Below are 15,136 nucleotides of genomic sequence, written 5' to 3'. Positions count from 1 at the left end.
ACCTGGTCGAACCGTACCAGCGATCAGGTTATGCGACGGGGTTTCGGGCAGTCGGACGTCAGTCGGTACCGGACTCGATGGCGGCGTGGTCGAGGGCGTCCGAATTGACCTGGTCGGAGTTCCCGCCCGCGGAAATGGCTGCTGCCCCACCGGCGGGAACCTGACCGACGAGATCCTCGAACGCCGTGACCTGATGCTGGGACGCGTACTGCTCGAGCTTGCTGCGCGAGTCCGCGATGTCGAGGTTGCGCATGGTCAGCTGACCGATGCGATCGCCGGGGAAGAACGCCTGGTCCTTCGCGCGCTCCATCGACAGCTTCTCGGGGTGGTAGCTGAAGTTCGATCCCTGGGTATCGAGGATCGTGAAGTCCTGGCCGCGGCGCAGACGTACGGTGACGCTTCCGCTGACGACGTTGCCGACCCACCGTTGCAGGCCTTCACGCAGCATCAGGGCCTGCGGGTCGAACCAGCGGCCCTCGTACAGCAACCGACCGAGTCGACGGCCCTCGTTGTGGTACGACGCGACGGTGTCCTCGTTGTGGACCGCGTTGATCAGGCGCTCGTAGGTGATGTGCAGCAGCGCCATGCCCGGTGCCTCGTAGATGCCACGGCTCTTGGCTTCGATGATGCGGTTCTCGATCTGATCGGACATGCCGAGACCGTGACGTCCGCCGATGGTGTTCGCTTCCATCACCAGGTCGACGGCATTATCGAAGCGCTTGCCGTTGATCGCGACGGGACGGCCACGCTCGAACTCGACCGTGACGTCCTCGGTGTCGATGGCGACCTCGGGGTCCCAGAAGCGGACACCCATGATGGGGTTGACGATCTCGAGCGACGTGTCGAGGTATTCGAGGCTCTTGGCCTCGTGCGTCGCGCCCCAGATGTTGGCGTCGGTGGAGTACGCCTTCTCCGCGGAGTCGCGGTAGGGCAGGTTGTGCTCGGTGAGCCAGACCGACATTTCCTGACGGCCACCCAGCTCGGTCACGAAGGCCTTGTCCAGCCACGGCTTGTAGATTCGCAGTTCCGGGTTGGCGAGCAGACCGTAGCGGTAGAACCGCTCGATGTCGTTGCCCTTGTAGGTGGAACCGTCGCCCCAGATGGAGACGCCGTCCTCCTGCATCGCGCGGACCAGCAGAGTGCCGGTGACGGCGCGGCCGAGGGGTGTGGTGTTGAAGTAGGTCTGCCCCGACGAACGAATGTGGAAGGCGCCGCACGTCAGCGCGGCCAATCCCTCTTCCACCAGCGGTTCGCGGCAGTCGACGAGGCGAGCCTGCTCGGCACCGTAGGCGCGGCCACGGGCGGGAACGTCGGACAGATCCGGTTCGTCGTACTGGCCGATGTCGGCGGTGTACGCGTACGGGACAGCGCCGTGTTCACGCATCCACGCCACGGCAACGGACGTGTCCAGGCCGCCGGAGAATGCGATGCCGATGCGCTCACCGACAGGAAGTTCATGCAGTACCTTCGTCACGCGAGCATGGTATCTGCTCGATCAGCCCAGGTTGAAAACGGTACGAGCGAGGGTCGAACCGTTCACCTGAATCTCGAGCACATGTTCACCGGGGTAGTACCGGCGAGTGCTGATGGGCCGGAACGAATGTGACCGTGTGAGAACCGCGGGCGAGCCGGGTGCGAGCGTCCGTGTGGTCAATTTGAAGACCTTGGGGCTGCGTGTGCCGTTCGCTCGAACATGGTGAAGGACGTAGTCGACAGCGACCGCCTGCTCCGACGTCGACGCGAGCTCGAACCGGAACGTCAGCTCGCCGCCGCTGATCACGTTCGTCGGGGTCACCGTCAGGTCGTGCACCGTGACGCCGTCGGGCGGCGCGAAACCGAGCAGCGCCAAGGCGTCGGGATCGCCCTTCTTGACCAGGGTGCGCAGCGCGTGCCGAACGAGTCTCGGGGTGTTGTCGTCCGGCGCCTCGGTCCAGCGGCGTGCGGTCGTGACGACGAGCGTCGGGTCCGTGCGGCTCAGATCGTTCAGATGGTTGGCTACCGATCGACGCACGTACTCGGACTCGTCGCGGTACAGCGCGTCCAGGATCGGGACGGTCGCGTCGGGCCGGGCGGTGAGTGCCTTGACTCTCCTCGCCCACGGCAGGAACGGACGGGTGCCCTCGGTGGCGAGTCGGCGGACATGCTCGTCCTTGTGTGAGGTCCACGTGAGGGCGGCCTGGAGCGTGCGGTCCAGGTTCGCGTCCATGAAGGTCCTGACGGCGAACTCGGACGTCAGACGCGGGGTGAGGTCGGCGAGCAGCGCCAAGCCGGAATCGAACGTGGCGGTGTCCGCCGTTGTCGGTGCCTCTCCTTCCGGGCCGGGCTTGCCGGAAGTGGTTGCCCTGACGGCGACGGCCTCGGTGACGGGCCAGATCATCCATCCGGTGAAGGTGCTCTTCTTCAGCGCAGTGCGGATCTTCTTCTCGAACGGCGCGTAGGCCGCCGGCAGTTCCGCGAGCAGGGCGTCCCGGACGACGCGGGCACGGTCGCTCAGGCTCAGTCCGTCGAAGTCCCTGGTGGTGGCCAGTGTCGCGGGCATTCGCCCGCCGAGGTGCCGGACCAATTCGGTAACGACTCCGGCGCCGAGGAGTTCGTCGGCAGTGGGCATGTCACACCATGTCCTTGTTCGTCAGCCATCGGAGAGTCGGCCACCCACAGAAGACCGGCAGCCAACACGTGAGCACGCGATAGAGCAGCACCGACGGGACAGCGACGCTCGCGGGGAGTCCGAACGCCGCGAGCCCGCCGATCAGGGCGGCCTCCACGGCGCCGACGCCACCGGGTGTGGGCGCTGCCGATGCGAGGGTTCCGCCGATCATCGTCACGACGGTGACGGTGACGAACGTGGTGCCGCCGCCGAACGCTTCCACGCTCGCCCACAGGGCCAGTGCGGCGCCCAGAGTGGTTGCCGCACAGCCGAGGACGATGATCGCGAATCGTTTGGGGTCCTTGGCCAGATCTCCGAGTTCACCGAACACCTCCTTCAGCTGCGGGCGCACGGCATTGCGCAGCCAGCGCCGAAGCGTCGGGACGAACAGGACGGTGCCGAGGATGCCGAGGACGACACCCGCGATCAGGTAGAGCACCGTCGCGTCCGGTACGAAGTGCGCCAGGTCGGCCGATGTGCCTGCGGCGACGGAGAAGAAGACGAGCAACGAGACGTGCGTGATCACCTGGACCGATTGCTGCAGTGCCACAGCGGCGGTCGCACGTACCGCGCCGAGGCCGCCCTTCTGCAGAAAGCGGACGCTCAGCGCGAGGCCACCGACCCCGGCAGGCGTCGTCGTCGCGGCGAACGTGTTGGCCACCTGCATGATCGTGAGGTTCCGAAAGCTGACGAGTCCGGATGCGCACGCCCACAGTGCCGCGGCCGCACCGACGTACGTCAGCGCCGATACCGCGAGTCCGAGCAGTGCCCACCACCAGTTGGCAGTCTGCAACTCGGTGACGAAGGTCGGGACGGCGCTGATGAACGGGTAGGCGACGTACACGAGACCGATCAGCAGGACCAGTTGGATGATCTGGTTCCGGGTGAAGCGAGTGACCTGCTCGGTGGCGATCTTCTCGGTGCCGGTCTGCTTCACGACTTCGTCGCGTACCGACTTCATGATGCCCTTGCCGTCGGGGACGGACTCGAGCACGCGCGTGGGAATCGCGGTCTTGGTCAACCGCCCGGCTGCAGTGACGACGATGTCCTCGCCGAGGGTGTCGACGGCGATCCGGACTGCCCGCTCCTCACCGAAGAGCGCGGATGTCGAGATCAGAAGTTGCGCGACGTCGGACTGCATCTGCGCGTCCGATGCGCCCAGTTCGGCGCTGGAGAACCCGCCGAACAGGGCCGTGCCGTCGTCGTTGCGGAGCTCCGCGCTGCGCAGATCACCGTGGGAGATCTGAACCTCGTGCAGTGTCTGGAGTCCGTTCCAGATGCTCGACGCCAACTCGTCGGGTGAGGTCTCGTCGACGGGGACGCCGCGGGGTGCGCTGTGGGCGTACAACGCCCAACCTCGGTCGAGTGCCGACACGGCCAGAGGCCTGCTGCTGGCGACGCCGAGGTCGCCGATGGCGATGCCCATCAGTGCGCGGTGTTCGACGGCTCGGCGCATCGACGCGTGCAGAGGCGCGCTCTCGCTGTTACGGAACGACAGCCATCGCCACACCTGCCGGAGGGCTCCCCCGCTACGTTGGTTCTGGCCGTACATCTCGACGATGATCTCGGGCTCCGGTCCTTCCGCTGCCGCCGAGAGAACCAGCGGGCCTGGCCCCGCAGGCTTCAGTACTTCCAGCGAGATGACGGTGTGACCGCGTTTGGCGAGGAGCCGGACGGCGGCGTCGAGCGGAACCTCGAGCGCAGGCGTGCCGACGACGAGAACGATCAGTGCGCCGACCAACCACCCGACGGACAGGCCGAGCATCGACCGAGCCGGCACGACGGTACTGACGAACAGGTGGATCGGCACGAAGGCGAGCAGCAGGAACCACCACACCCGACGCCACCGCGCGGGTAGCCACGGGCCGGACACCGTGAGGACGGCAGCCAGCATCGCGATCCAACGGGAGTCGTCGAGGAACTGGGACAGGAAGGTGTCGAGACGATCCGGCACGTCGAGGTGCCAGTCCGGGGTCGAGATACCGGTCCCGGTGATGGACAGGGACAGGCCTGCGATGAGTCCTGCCGCCGCATACCCCGCGAGGAGCTTCCATTTCCGTCCGGCGATCAACCCGATGAGGATGCCGAAGGGCAGTGCCAGAATCGCGACGCCGTACAGAAGGTAGACCAGATTCGACTGATCGGGGCTCAGTACACCCAGGATGTTCGACACCGACATCTCGAGGGCGTCCCACTGATTACGGGTGATGAGCGAGCCCGCGATGACCGTCGCGAGCAGCAGCACGGACAGCACCACACGCAGGATGTCGCTTGTCCGTCGGACGAGCGGTTGCAACAGACTCCCGGTGACCGGAATGTCCCGCCCGTCGACTCGCACGTGCGCCAACTTACCGTGGCGGTGCCGCCGACCGGCCGACTACCGCGCCAGTCGACGCACCAGCTCGTTACGAACAGCGGGCCATTCGGACTCGACGATGGAGAACACGACGGTGTCGCGCAGGGAGCCGTCGGGCATGCGTTGGTGGTTACGCAGGATGCCGTCCTGCTTGGCGCCGAGCCGTGCGATGGCGGTGCGTGATTGCAGGTTCATCCAATGGGTACGGAATTCGACTGCGATGCAGTGCATTTCCTCGAACGCATGAGTGAGCAGCAGCAATTTGCTCGCGGTGTTGGTTCCGCTGCGCTGAGCGGAGGTGGCGTTCCAGGTGGACCCGATCTCCAGTCGGCGGTTCGCGGCGTCGGCATTCATGTACGTCGTCATGCCGATGATCTGCCCCGTGTCGTTACGGCGCACGGTGAACGGCAGCATCGACTGGGCGTCGAGCAGGCCGAGTCGCCGATCGATCTCGGTGGCCATGTTCTCCGGCCTCGGCACCGAGGTGTACCAGAGGTTCCAGAGTTCACCGTCGCGAACGGCGTCGGAAAGTCCTTCGAGGTGGTCGTGGCTCAGCGGTTCGAGCGTCACGACGTCGTTGGTCAACGTCACCGGCTGCAGGAAAGTCACGCGGCCGACGATACGTCAGTGCGCTTGCGCGAGCGGGTGAGCAGCACGACCGCAGCGGCTGTCACCGCGACCAGCAGCGCAAGGACGACCACGACATCGTGGAATGCCGCCGCGTACTCGTGCGGATGGCCGGGAATCCCGGCTGCGGTGGCGTCGGCGACGGGGTTGTCGGGCATCGAGGCCGTGACGAACGCGGTGAGCGTCCACGCATAGCCGGCGACGAGCAGAGCCTCGCCGCCGATGCGGAACAGGTTGAGGACGCCCGCAGCCGTGCCGGTCTGCTCCGGGGGAACCGCCGCGAGAGCTTCTCCGTCGACCAAACCGATGGGTAGACCGAATCCCAGGCCGACGGCCACCATCGGCACCACGATCCACCACAGGGAAGAGTCGGGCCGCAGCGCGAGCATCCCGAGATCGCCCAGAACGAGAGCGGCGAGACTGACGCCGATGACCGTCTTCGGCGTAACCGACCCCGTTGTGATCAGCTTGGCCACGACGGCAGGTGCGAGCAGAACGGGGACCGTCATCGTCAGCATGAACAGGCCCGCGGACGTCGGATCCATCGATGTGATGCCGCTGAGTGCATTCGGCAGGTAGGTCAGGAGGGTGACGAATCCGATCGCGCCCGCGACGGGCACCAGGCACAGGCCGAGGAAGGTGCGGTTGCGTAGGAGGCCGACGTCGAGAATAGGGGCCGAGCCCACGCGTTCGGGCCGGATGCGTGGCAGTACGACTGTCCCCGCCAGCGCGACGATCAACACCGCTGCCTGCGCGAGAAAGACTCCTCGCCAGCCGATTCCGCCGACGAGGAAGCCGGAGATCGTGGGGCCGAGCGCAAGTCCGAGCCCGTTGACTGTGCCGAACGCGGCGAAAGCCGTTGCGCGGTCGGCACCGGTGTAGAGATGCGACAGGATCGATGTCGATCCGACGAGCACAGCCGCGGCGCCGATTCCGGCGATAACCCGGGCGGCGTCGAGGATCTCCACCGAGGGAGCGGCGGCACTCACGATGCCGGCCAGGCCGGTCAGCGCGACACCGAGCCGAAACGAGATGTGGTGCCCGATGCGGTCCGACACTGCGCCCCACACGACCGTGAACAGCGCGAATGCGAGGTTGAACCCGTTGACGACCCAGTGCAGCGGACCGGGGGCGTCGCCGAGGTCGCGCGCGATGTCCGGTAGTGCGATGGCCGTTCCCGCGATCGACATGGGTACGACGAATTGCGCCGCGAGAACGACGACCAGAGTGTTCTTGGATTGCATCGGCTCCCCCTAGGTACGATGATTGCCGTACCAGACAAGCAGAAACATAGGTACGACGCAAGCCGTACCTATTAACTAGGAAGTGGGACCATGGACGAGAACGGGCACCCCGAGGTGTCGGAGATGGAACTGGGCAAAGTCATGTCCGCGTTGGCAGATCCGTTGCGGAGGAAGGTGATCACCGAGCTGGTCGGCGACGACGACGGTGCCGAGCGAACGTGTATGTCGTTCGAGTTGGGCGTCACCAAATCGACTCTGACGCATCATTTTCGGGTTCTGCGCGAATCCGGTTTGGTGTTCCAGGTCGATCGGGGCAACAGTCGCAAGGTCACGCTGCGCAGGCCGGAACTGAACGAGCGGTTCCCCGGCCTGCTGGACCTCATCGCCAACGAGTCGCCGTAAATCGGGTAGCACCGCGCGAGAGCACGCGTTAGCGTCGTCGACATGCACATCGCGATGATCGGCACGACGGCGCCGAGCCACATCTACCCTTCTCTCGGCCTGATCGCCGAGTTGGTGCGCCGCGGGCATCGGGTCACGTACGCCGTCGGTGAACAGCTGGCCGGGCTGGTCGAAACCCTTGGGGTGGAGGTGGTTTCGTTCTCCTCCATCCTCCCGCAGGGTGAGGACGACTGGCCGGACGACCCGGCGTCGGCGATGCACGTGTTCCTGGACGAGGCGCTGGAATCCTTCGCCGGATTGGCGGCGTTCTACGACGAGGACCGCCCGAATCTGTTCCTGTACGACATCGGCGGTCTGGCGGCACCGGTGTTGGGTCGTCGCTACGACGTCAAGGCCGTCCAACTCTCACCCGCGATGGTCGCATGGGATGGATACGAGGACGATCTGTCCGAGATGCTCGGTCCACTACGAGCATCCGAGACGGGGCAGAAGTACCACGCCGCGTACTCGACATGGCTCACCGACAACGGTATTCACGTCGACGCCTGGGACTGGATCTCCCATCCCGAACACGTTCTGTCGCTGATTCCGCGTGCGATGCAGCCCAATGCGGACCGGGTACCGGACCGGGTGCAATTCGTCGGCCCGTGTCTCGATGCCGGGCGTCTTGCCGAGACAGGCTGGACGGCCCCGAATGCACGCGTTCTCTACATCTCGTTCGGTACCGGGTTCAACGAGCGGCCGGAGTTCTACCGCACTTGCATCGATGCGTTCGGCGGAACGGACTGGCACGTGGTGATCTCCATCGGAAACCGTGTCGACGCAGCGGAATTAGGAGACGTGCCGTCGAACATCGAGATCCATGCGCGCGTTCCGCAGCTCACGGTCCTGCGTGCCGCGTCGGTGTTCGTCACCCACGCAGGAATGGGCGGCTGCACCGAGGCACTGTGGTTCGAGGTCCCCACGGTCGCCATCCCGCAGGCGGTGGATCAGTTCGGAAATGCGTCACTGCTCGAGGAACTCGGAGTCGGCGTCCAGCTCCAGAACGACGAGGTGACGGTGGAATCGCTGCGCGACGCCGTCGGGAAGGTCGCAGACTCCGCGGACATGCGCCGACGCCTCGCCGACATCGGTGCCGACGTCCGCGGATGCGGTGGGATCGACAAGGCGGCCGATGCGGTGGTGAGCGCAGCGAGGTGACCTCTACTGCTCGCGTCTAGTCGAGAGCGCTGACGCTCATGCCGTAGGGCAGGAAACGCACCTTTCTCGTCGGGTCGGTGTTGTCCTTGTGTGCTCGCAGGGCGTCGAGTTCGGTGGCGAACACCTGGTCGATGGCAGCACCGTCGTCGGAGACGGTGTAGATGGTCCAGACGCCGTCGCCTTTGTCGCCGGTGGTCTCAGGCTCCGGAGCGGACTTCCTCGTCGGCGCTGCCGCCTCACCGAAGAATGCACCCCATGGCCCGATCGCACCGGATTGGCCGATGATCTTGCCGACCTGGCCGACGACGTCACGCAGTCCGTCGCTCGCTTCCTTGGCGAAGCGATCGAAGTCTTCGGGGTCGATGTTGAACGGTCCGTTGTTGGTCATGTCTCCAGTGTGCGCCTGCTGCGGAGTTACTGCTGAAGCCGTGCACCGATCGTGTTGTGCAGGGCCCGGAGACTGTTCTGACCGAGGGTGACGGTCTGCGACTCGATGTGGCGCAGCAGGTGACCGTCGTCGAGGACCTTTTCGCTGGACTGGATCAGCACGGTGCCTGCGCCGGTGAAGTCGAACTGGCGTTCTTCACCACTGTTCGCGCCGAGGAATCCGCGCGCTGCGCCCAGAAAGTTCTGCATCCAGCCTGCGTCGAAGTGATGCGATGGCGACGGGCAGTCGGCCCATCCGACGAGAGCTTCCGGGTCGATGCGCAGTGGAGGTTCGGCGAACATGACCTGCCCGTTCGACGACGCCAGGAACTTGCCGGTACCCAGCAAGGTCAGGAATCCAGGAACGATCGACTGCTTCAGATCGAGGGTCGGCTCGAACGCAAGAAGGTTCGACGCCCGGATGGTCAGATTGCCGTTGTCGAGGTCGTAGGAGTTGATGTTGAAGCCGCGGTCGCCGAGGATCAGCTTGCCCTGACCCTGTGCGAGCACCCAGTCGTTCGAGTACAGCGGCGAGGAGAATCGCGCGGCGACGATGGCAGGCATCGACGTCTGGCCGAGCGGTTCGAAGCGCACGTTGCCGTAGTAGGCGATCATCGCGCCCTTCGACGTGAACCAGGGCTGGCCGGCGAGTTCGACGCAAAAGACATAGTCGTTGCCGGGGACGTTGTCGTTGACCGGGAGCGTGTGTGGGGTGTGGATCTCGAGGCTCATGTCAGCTCCTAGAACTTCTGCTCGGAGGCCTGGACCCAGACAGTCCCGAAGCCCGTCATCTTCAACTGGATGGCCTCGCCGCTGCCTTTACCGACGGCGTCACGCCATCCGACGTTGGCGGAGATGTCGACCTCGATGTTTCCGATATGACAGACGTACGCCTGGGGATCGACCACCACCTGGGGGTGCTCCGGCCCGACCTGCAGTGGAATGGCCCCGCCGTGAGACAGAACGGCAACGCTGCCCTGCCCGGTCAGCTGAGTGGTGAACAAGCCCTGGCCGGTCATCGCTCCTCGAACTGCTCCACGCACACCACCCTGTGAGGTGAGCGCGACGATCGAGCTCTGGAGGTAACCGTCGTGCGCGAGCAGGCGGTCCGCTTCGACGGTCAGCCTCGACGACCCGTCGAGGTGGATCACTTCGACGTACAGGCCCGCGTGGCCGTAGAAGACCTCACCCTGGCCTTCGGCCGCCATCATCGCGACGTGCTCGCCGGACATCATCCTCCCCGCCATGCCCGCCACGCCACCCATCGACGGCATGGCACCCGCCGATCCACCCATCGAGTGCGGGATGAAATGGACGTCGCCCGTGTAGTAGAGCATGGAACCCTTGCGTGCCAACACGTTCTGGCCCGGTGCGAGGGTCGACTTGACGACTTTGCTGTTGACGAGTTCCAGCGGCATGTCAGCGCTCCTCGGGCTGGATGTAGACGACGCCGTGGCCGTCGAAACGCAGCGAGAAGGCTTCGCCGCTGCCGCCTCCGATGGCGGATCGCCAGGTCACGTCCGTCACGAAGCTCTGGTTCAGCTGCCCGCGGTGGGCGACGAACGCGTCGGGATCGACGACGAGCGGGTACTGCGGGTCGACGGCCAGCGCGATGAGCGGCCCGCCCGCCGACAGCAGTGCGACCTGGCCGGTTCCGCTGACCACCGTCGTGAACAGTCCTTGGCCCGACGACGCTCCGCGGAGGCCGGAGAACTTGACCTCGGTCTTCAGCTGACCGGTGAGAGCCAGTAGCTGCGACGCTTCGACGTGCATGGAGTCACCGGAGATGTCGACGATGGTGACGTCCTGGGCGTCGACGGCAAAATAGACGGTGCCTTTACCGGAAACCTCCATCAGAGAGAGGGATTCGCCCGTCACCTTCTGCTTGAGCGCAGCGCGCAGACCTCCACCACCGCCCATTCCGGCGTTCTTGAAGGCGACGTCGCCCTCGTACGCGACCATCGATCCGGTGATCGCGCGCAGCGAGTCACCGTTCAGATTCGCGACGAGCACTCGGTGCCCGTTCAAAGTCAGCTGAGCCACGGGGGAACTATGCCACGCGCAGTTCCCCCGTGCCAGCTTTACCCGACGAGCGGCTTCAGGGTTTTACCTGCAAGTTCGACGACGCCGGGCTCGTGTCCATTGGTGACCAGATTGATGATGATTCCGTCGATACCGTGGTCGAGAACGCGCTTCTGGATCTGCCCGGCGATGTCGTCGGGAGTGCCGCAGAAGATGCGATCGGTGGCGGCCGCGGCATCGTCGTCGGACAGGTTGGACACGTCGACGCCGGTGGAGAGCAGGTAGTCGTTCCTCAGCTTCACTGCCTTGTCGCCGTCCTCGTCGATGATGACGAACGCGAGGAAGCTGGTTTCGAGATCCTTGGGATCGCGGTCCACCTCTTCGCAGCGCGCTTCGACGGCTGCGACCTTGCGCGGCAATTCGCTTGCGTTGCAGATGATGTTGAGGTGATCCGCGAACTGCGCCGCGAGACCGAACGTCTTCTTCTCGCCGCCGCCGCCGAGCATGATGGGCAGATCGTCGCGGATGCGAGGCTCGTTGATCGCGTTCTCGACCTGGTACCAGAGGCCGTCGAACGTCGGTCGCTGACCGCGAAGCATGGGTTCGATGATCTGGAGGGCTTCGTCGAGACGCTCGAAACGGTCCGTGAACGTGCCGAACTCGAGCCCGAAGCTGGTGTGCTCCAGTTCGAACCAGCCCGCACCGATGCCGAGGATCGCGCGTCCGCCGCTGACGACGTCGAGCGTGGTGACGGTCTTGGCGAGTATTGCCGGGTTCCGGTAGGTGTTGCCGGTGACGAGGGCCGACAGCTGGATGGTCTCCGTGGCAGTGGCCAGCCCCGAGAGGGCGGAGTACGCCTCGAGCATCGGCTCGTCCGGCTTGCCGATTCCGGGGAGTTGGTAGAAGTGGTCCATGACGAACGCGGTGTCGAATCCCGCGGCTTCTGCCTCGCGCGCCTGCGCGATGACCGTGGGGAACAGTTCCTTGACGGAACCTTCGTAGCTGAAATTGGGCATCTGGTAACCGAGACGAATAGTCACGTACTGAACGCTACTCCCGTCGGTGACGTATGCCACCTGGACGAGTTGACTATGCAAAGATATAGTCAGGCTAGCTAGGGTAAACCAAAGCCAGTCGAAGGGGTCTTGCCATGTCACACACATTCGGCCGCGACGCAGTCATCGTCGAGGCGGTCCGTACTCCGGTCGGTAAAGGCAAGGCCAGCGGGGCGCTGCACGGTGTGCATCCAGCCGATCTGCTGGCGCACAGCCTCCGGGCCGTCGTCGAACGAAGCGGGATCGACCCGGCGATGATCGACGACGTCATCACCGGGGCGGTCACGCAGGTGGACGAACAAGCCTTCAACATCGCTCGGACGGCACTGCTGGCTGCCGGTTACCCCGAGTCCGTGCCCGGCACTACGGTGGACCGCCAATGTGGAAGCAGCCAGCAGGCAGTGCATTTCGCCGCGCAGGGTGTCATGTCCGGTGCGTACGACATCGTCGTTGCTGCCGGCGTCGAATCCATGGGACGTGTGCCGATGGGTTCCAACGTCAGGCCGGGTTCCGATCCGCGAGGGATCGGCTTCAGCGAACGATACGCCGAAGGGCTTGTGGCGCAGGGTCACAGCGCCGAGCTGATCGCAGCGAAGTGGGGATTCGACCGGACCGCTCAGGACGAGTTCGCATTGAACAGTCATGCCAAGGCCTACGCCGCCGCCACCGGAGGCAGGTTTTCGAAAGAATTGGCACCCCTGGCGGAGTTGGATCACGACGAGATCATCCGTAGCGGCGGAACGCTGGAATCGATGGCTGCTCTACGGCCGGCATTCGTCGATGATGCAGTAGGTGAACGCTTCCCACAGATCGACTGGTCCGTCACCGCCGGGAACAGTAGTCCGCTCAGCGACGGCAGCGCCGCTTTGCTGATCACGACGAGCGAGATCGCCACGCGCTTGGGGTTGAAGCCTCTCGCGCGCCTGCACAGCGTCGCTGTCGTCGGATCCGATCCGTTGTACATGCTCACCGGCGTCATTCCAGCGACCGAGAAGGTGTTGAAGCGGGCGGGCCTGGGCCTGGCCGACATCGATCTGTTCGAGGTGAACGAGGCCTTCGCTTCGGTGGTTCTGGCATGGCAGAAGGAAACCGGTGCAGACTCGTCCCGGGTGAACGTCAACGGCGGAGCCATCGCGATCGGCCACCCACTCGGGGCAAGCGGAGCACGAATCATGACGACGTTGGTCAACGCCATGGAGCAGAACGATGCCCGATTCGGTCTGCAGACGATGTGCGAAGCAGGCGGGCTCGCGAACGCGACGGTTCTGGAACGGGTCTGAAGCAGGTTTTCGCTGCAGAACACGTGCATTGGGTGAACAATCGGACCATGCCGACACTCGAACTCACAGGACCACCGTTCTCCGGATTCGCCGTCGACGACATGGAGGCGGCCCGAGCGTTCTACGCGGACACGCTCGGGCTGACCGTCGAGACAGGTGAGATGGGCATGCTCCACCTTCGCCTGAGCGGCGCCGTCGAGATTCTGATCTACCCGCGGGAGCGGCACGAACCCGCGCCGTACACCATTCTCAACTTTCCGGTCGCGGACATCGACGCCGCCGTCGACGCGTTGACGGCCGAAGGAGTTGTCTTTCAGCAGTATCCGGACATGGGAACCGACGAGAAGGGGATCTTCCGCCACGGCGGACCGCTGATCGCCTGGTTCACCGACCCGTCCGGCAACATCCTGTCCGTGTTGCAGGCGTGAACACTGCGGGTGCGAATCAGGCGGTGGGAGTTCCCAGCTCGAGCGTCACGGGTTGCTCCTGACGAATACCCTGCTCGGTCACCCACTCGAGACGCATCGTCTCCCCCGGCCTGCGCCCGATCATCTCCGCCGACATGTCCTTCGAGGATCGAACAGGTCTGCCGTCGACGGAGACGATCACATCGCCGTCGGCCAGGCCGGTTCTCATTGCGGGAGAGTCGTTCCGAACAGACGTCACCGCAGCTCCCTGCGACGGGCCCGCCGAACGGAAAGCCGACACGTCCCGGATCGACACCCCGAGATACGGCGTCGGGCCGACGTGGACAGTCCCACCCGAGCGTCCGGTCCGCACCTGTTCGACGACGGCCATGGCGTCGTCGATCGGGATGGCGTACGCCTCCGGAGCTTGCGTGGCTCTGGCGTCGTCCGAGAGCCCGGCCGCGTCCACTCCGATGACGTCTCCCCATGCGTCGACGAGCGGTCCGCCCGAGTCGCCGGCACGAACGTCGGCGTCGATCTGAATCATCCCGGTCAGCTCGTTGCTGGTTCCGTCGACCGAGTTCTGCGCGGTGACAACCCGATCCAGTGCGACGATTTTCCCCGGCGCCGGGACGAGAACTCCGCCGCCTGCCGCATTCCCGACGGCTGTGACCGCGTCACCGACCGCGAGGTCGGCCGAGGACCCGATGGGCGCCGGCGGGAGATCCGACGCGGTCGCCAACTCCAGTACCGCAAGGTCACGGGACTTGTCGTAGCCCAGCACCGACGCGTCGTAGATCAGGCCGTTGCCCATGTGCACGGCAGTCACATCCGTCGCCTGTTCGACGACGTGGAAGTTCGTCAGAACCAACCCGTCCGCGCCGACGACGAATCCCGTTCCGGCCACTCCGTACGTGCCGAACTCGGCGGAGATCGTGACCACCGTCGGATCCACGCGGGCGGACAACTGCTCCGGTGTGAGCGGGGGCCCCGCGGGCGCTGGTGGTGGTGCCGGAGGCAACGCAACCGGAGGCTGAACAGCGTCGAACCCACCCGGCGCCAGCTGGGGTGCCAGCGCCGTCGCCGCGAGCGTCAGCACCACCACGGTCACCGCCCGACCAGCTGCCTGCATAGCCTCCGATTATGGCCGTCCGTCGACGAAAATGCGCCTGTCTCAGCAGCTGCATTCTGCTACTGCCGGTCTGGTAGACCCACTGCTTGCTGGAACACCACTGCTGCCCGCCAGGCTCGACTCGCTGACTGTACTGGCCGCCGCTCCGCCAGTGTTCTCTTACGCCTCGAACTGCGCCCCCGTTCGTTCGGCCTTGCTGTTGCGGGCATGACTGTGCGCGGCACACGCGGAGCGTGTGTGCCGCTGGCAGCCTGCTGGTGGTCATCGACCTGGTGGTGGGTCCTGTTCCGGTGGGCTCGCTTCAGGGGTCCTTGGTGTGGGGGTGCTCGGTGTGGTTA

Annotated in this window: 15 protein-coding genes; 4 read left to right on the top strand and 11 right to left on the bottom strand. The window is 65.2% G+C overall.

The window, feature by feature from the left end; translation table 11 throughout:
* Positions 1 to 58: 58 nt before the first annotated feature.
* Genes argG through CH289_RS08130 form a run of 5 tightly spaced genes read right to left on the bottom strand, consistent with a single transcriptional unit; the run spans position 59 to position 6,874 of the window.
* Complete coding sequence (gene argG / locus CH289_RS08150; protein ID WP_019665258.1) at positions 59 to 1,474, bottom strand: argininosuccinate synthase; 1,416 nt, start codon at positions 1,472 to 1,474, stop codon at positions 59 to 61.
* A 21-nt stretch (positions 1,475 to 1,495) separates the two neighbouring features.
* Positions 1,496 to 2,608: a DNA alkylation repair protein gene (locus CH289_RS08145; RefSeq protein WP_019665259.1), complete on the bottom strand. Its 1,113-nt coding sequence runs from the start codon at positions 2,606 to 2,608 to the stop codon at positions 1,496 to 1,498.
* Position 2,609: 1 nt separating this feature from the next.
* Positions 2,610 to 4,985 carry a lysylphosphatidylglycerol synthase transmembrane domain-containing protein gene (locus CH289_RS08140; RefSeq protein ID WP_019665260.1) on the bottom strand — a complete coding sequence of 792 codons (2,376 nt, stop codon included), beginning with the start codon at positions 4,983 to 4,985 and terminating at the stop codon, positions 2,610 to 2,612.
* Positions 4,986 to 5,024: 39 nt separating this feature from the next.
* Positions 5,025 to 5,612, bottom strand: a complete 588-nt coding sequence (locus CH289_RS08135) for a GNAT family N-acetyltransferase (RefSeq protein ID WP_094727738.1) — start codon at positions 5,610 to 5,612, stop codon at positions 5,025 to 5,027.
* Positions 5,609 to 6,874 (bottom strand): MFS transporter, encoded by a 1,266-nt coding sequence (locus CH289_RS08130; RefSeq protein WP_094727737.1) that lies wholly within the window; start codon positions 6,872 to 6,874, stop codon positions 5,609 to 5,611. The genes CH289_RS08135 and CH289_RS08130 overlap by 4 nt, the downstream gene beginning before the upstream one ends.
* A 90-nt stretch (positions 6,875 to 6,964) precedes the next feature.
* On the opposite strand from CH289_RS08130, the gene CH289_RS08125 reads away from it, so the two are divergent.
* Together CH289_RS08125 and CH289_RS08120 are read left to right on the top strand one after the other, a co-directional pair.
* Positions 6,965 to 7,276, top strand: a complete 312-nt coding sequence (locus CH289_RS08125) for an ArsR/SmtB family transcription factor (RefSeq protein ID WP_033190287.1) — start codon at positions 6,965 to 6,967, stop codon at positions 7,274 to 7,276.
* Between the two features lie 42 nt (positions 7,277 to 7,318).
* On the top strand, positions 7,319 to 8,476 hold the full coding sequence (locus CH289_RS08120) for a macrolide family glycosyltransferase (RefSeq protein WP_094727736.1): 1,158 nt from the start codon (positions 7,319 to 7,321) through the stop codon (positions 8,474 to 8,476).
* Positions 8,477 to 8,492: 16 nt separating this feature from the next.
* On the opposite strand, the gene CH289_RS08115 is transcribed toward CH289_RS08120, so the two are convergent.
* From CH289_RS08115 to CH289_RS08095, 5 genes are read right to left on the bottom strand one after another with little or no spacing between them, the layout of a single operon-like run.
* A complete protein-coding gene (locus CH289_RS08115) occupies positions 8,493 to 8,864 on the bottom strand; it encodes a hypothetical protein (protein WP_019665265.1) in 372 nt (123 codons plus the stop codon).
* Between the two features lie 26 nt (positions 8,865 to 8,890).
* Positions 8,891 to 9,634 (bottom strand): AIM24 family protein, encoded by a 744-nt coding sequence (locus CH289_RS08110; protein WP_094727735.1) that lies wholly within the window; start codon positions 9,632 to 9,634, stop codon positions 8,891 to 8,893.
* 8 nt (positions 9,635 to 9,642) lie between these two features.
* Positions 9,643 to 10,320 (bottom strand): AIM24 family protein, encoded by a 678-nt coding sequence (locus tag CH289_RS08105; RefSeq protein ID WP_094654990.1) that lies wholly within the window; start codon positions 10,318 to 10,320, stop codon positions 9,643 to 9,645.
* A 1-nt stretch (position 10,321) separates the two neighbouring features.
* Complete coding sequence (locus CH289_RS08100) at positions 10,322 to 10,945, bottom strand: AIM24 family protein (RefSeq protein WP_371828038.1); 624 nt, start codon at positions 10,943 to 10,945, stop codon at positions 10,322 to 10,324.
* 38 nt (positions 10,946 to 10,983) lie between these two features.
* Entirely contained in the window at positions 10,984 to 11,964 is a 981-nt protein-coding gene (locus tag CH289_RS08095; protein WP_176458735.1) for an LLM class F420-dependent oxidoreductase, read from the bottom strand.
* A 110-nt stretch (positions 11,965 to 12,074) separates the two neighbouring features.
* Between CH289_RS08095 and CH289_RS08090 the strand changes: the two genes are divergently transcribed.
* Both CH289_RS08090 and CH289_RS08085 read left to right on the top strand, forming a co-directional pair.
* Entirely contained in the window at positions 12,075 to 13,259 is a 1,185-nt protein-coding gene (locus tag CH289_RS08090; RefSeq protein ID WP_037140046.1) for a thiolase family protein, read from the top strand.
* Positions 13,260 to 13,306: 47 nt separating this feature from the next.
* Positions 13,307 to 13,687, top strand: coding sequence for a VOC family protein (locus CH289_RS08085; RefSeq protein ID WP_094727734.1), 381 nt, complete (start codon positions 13,307 to 13,309; stop codon positions 13,685 to 13,687).
* Between the two features lie 16 nt (positions 13,688 to 13,703).
* Here the strand turns inward: CH289_RS08085 and CH289_RS08080 are convergent, their stop codons facing one another.
* Entirely contained in the window at positions 13,704 to 14,798 is a 1,095-nt protein-coding gene (locus tag CH289_RS08080) for a S1C family serine protease (protein ID WP_037183944.1), read from the bottom strand.
* Positions 14,799 to 15,136: the final 338 nt, after the last annotated feature.

It is taken from the genome of Rhodococcus sp. RS1C4 (assembly GCF_002258225.1).
In the GTDB taxonomy this organism is placed as follows: Bacteria; Actinomycetota; Actinomycetes; order Mycobacteriales; family Mycobacteriaceae; genus Rhodococcoides; species Rhodococcoides fascians_E.
Note: the sequence above shows the minus strand (reverse complement) of the source record. Positions and strands in the feature narration are given on the sequence as shown.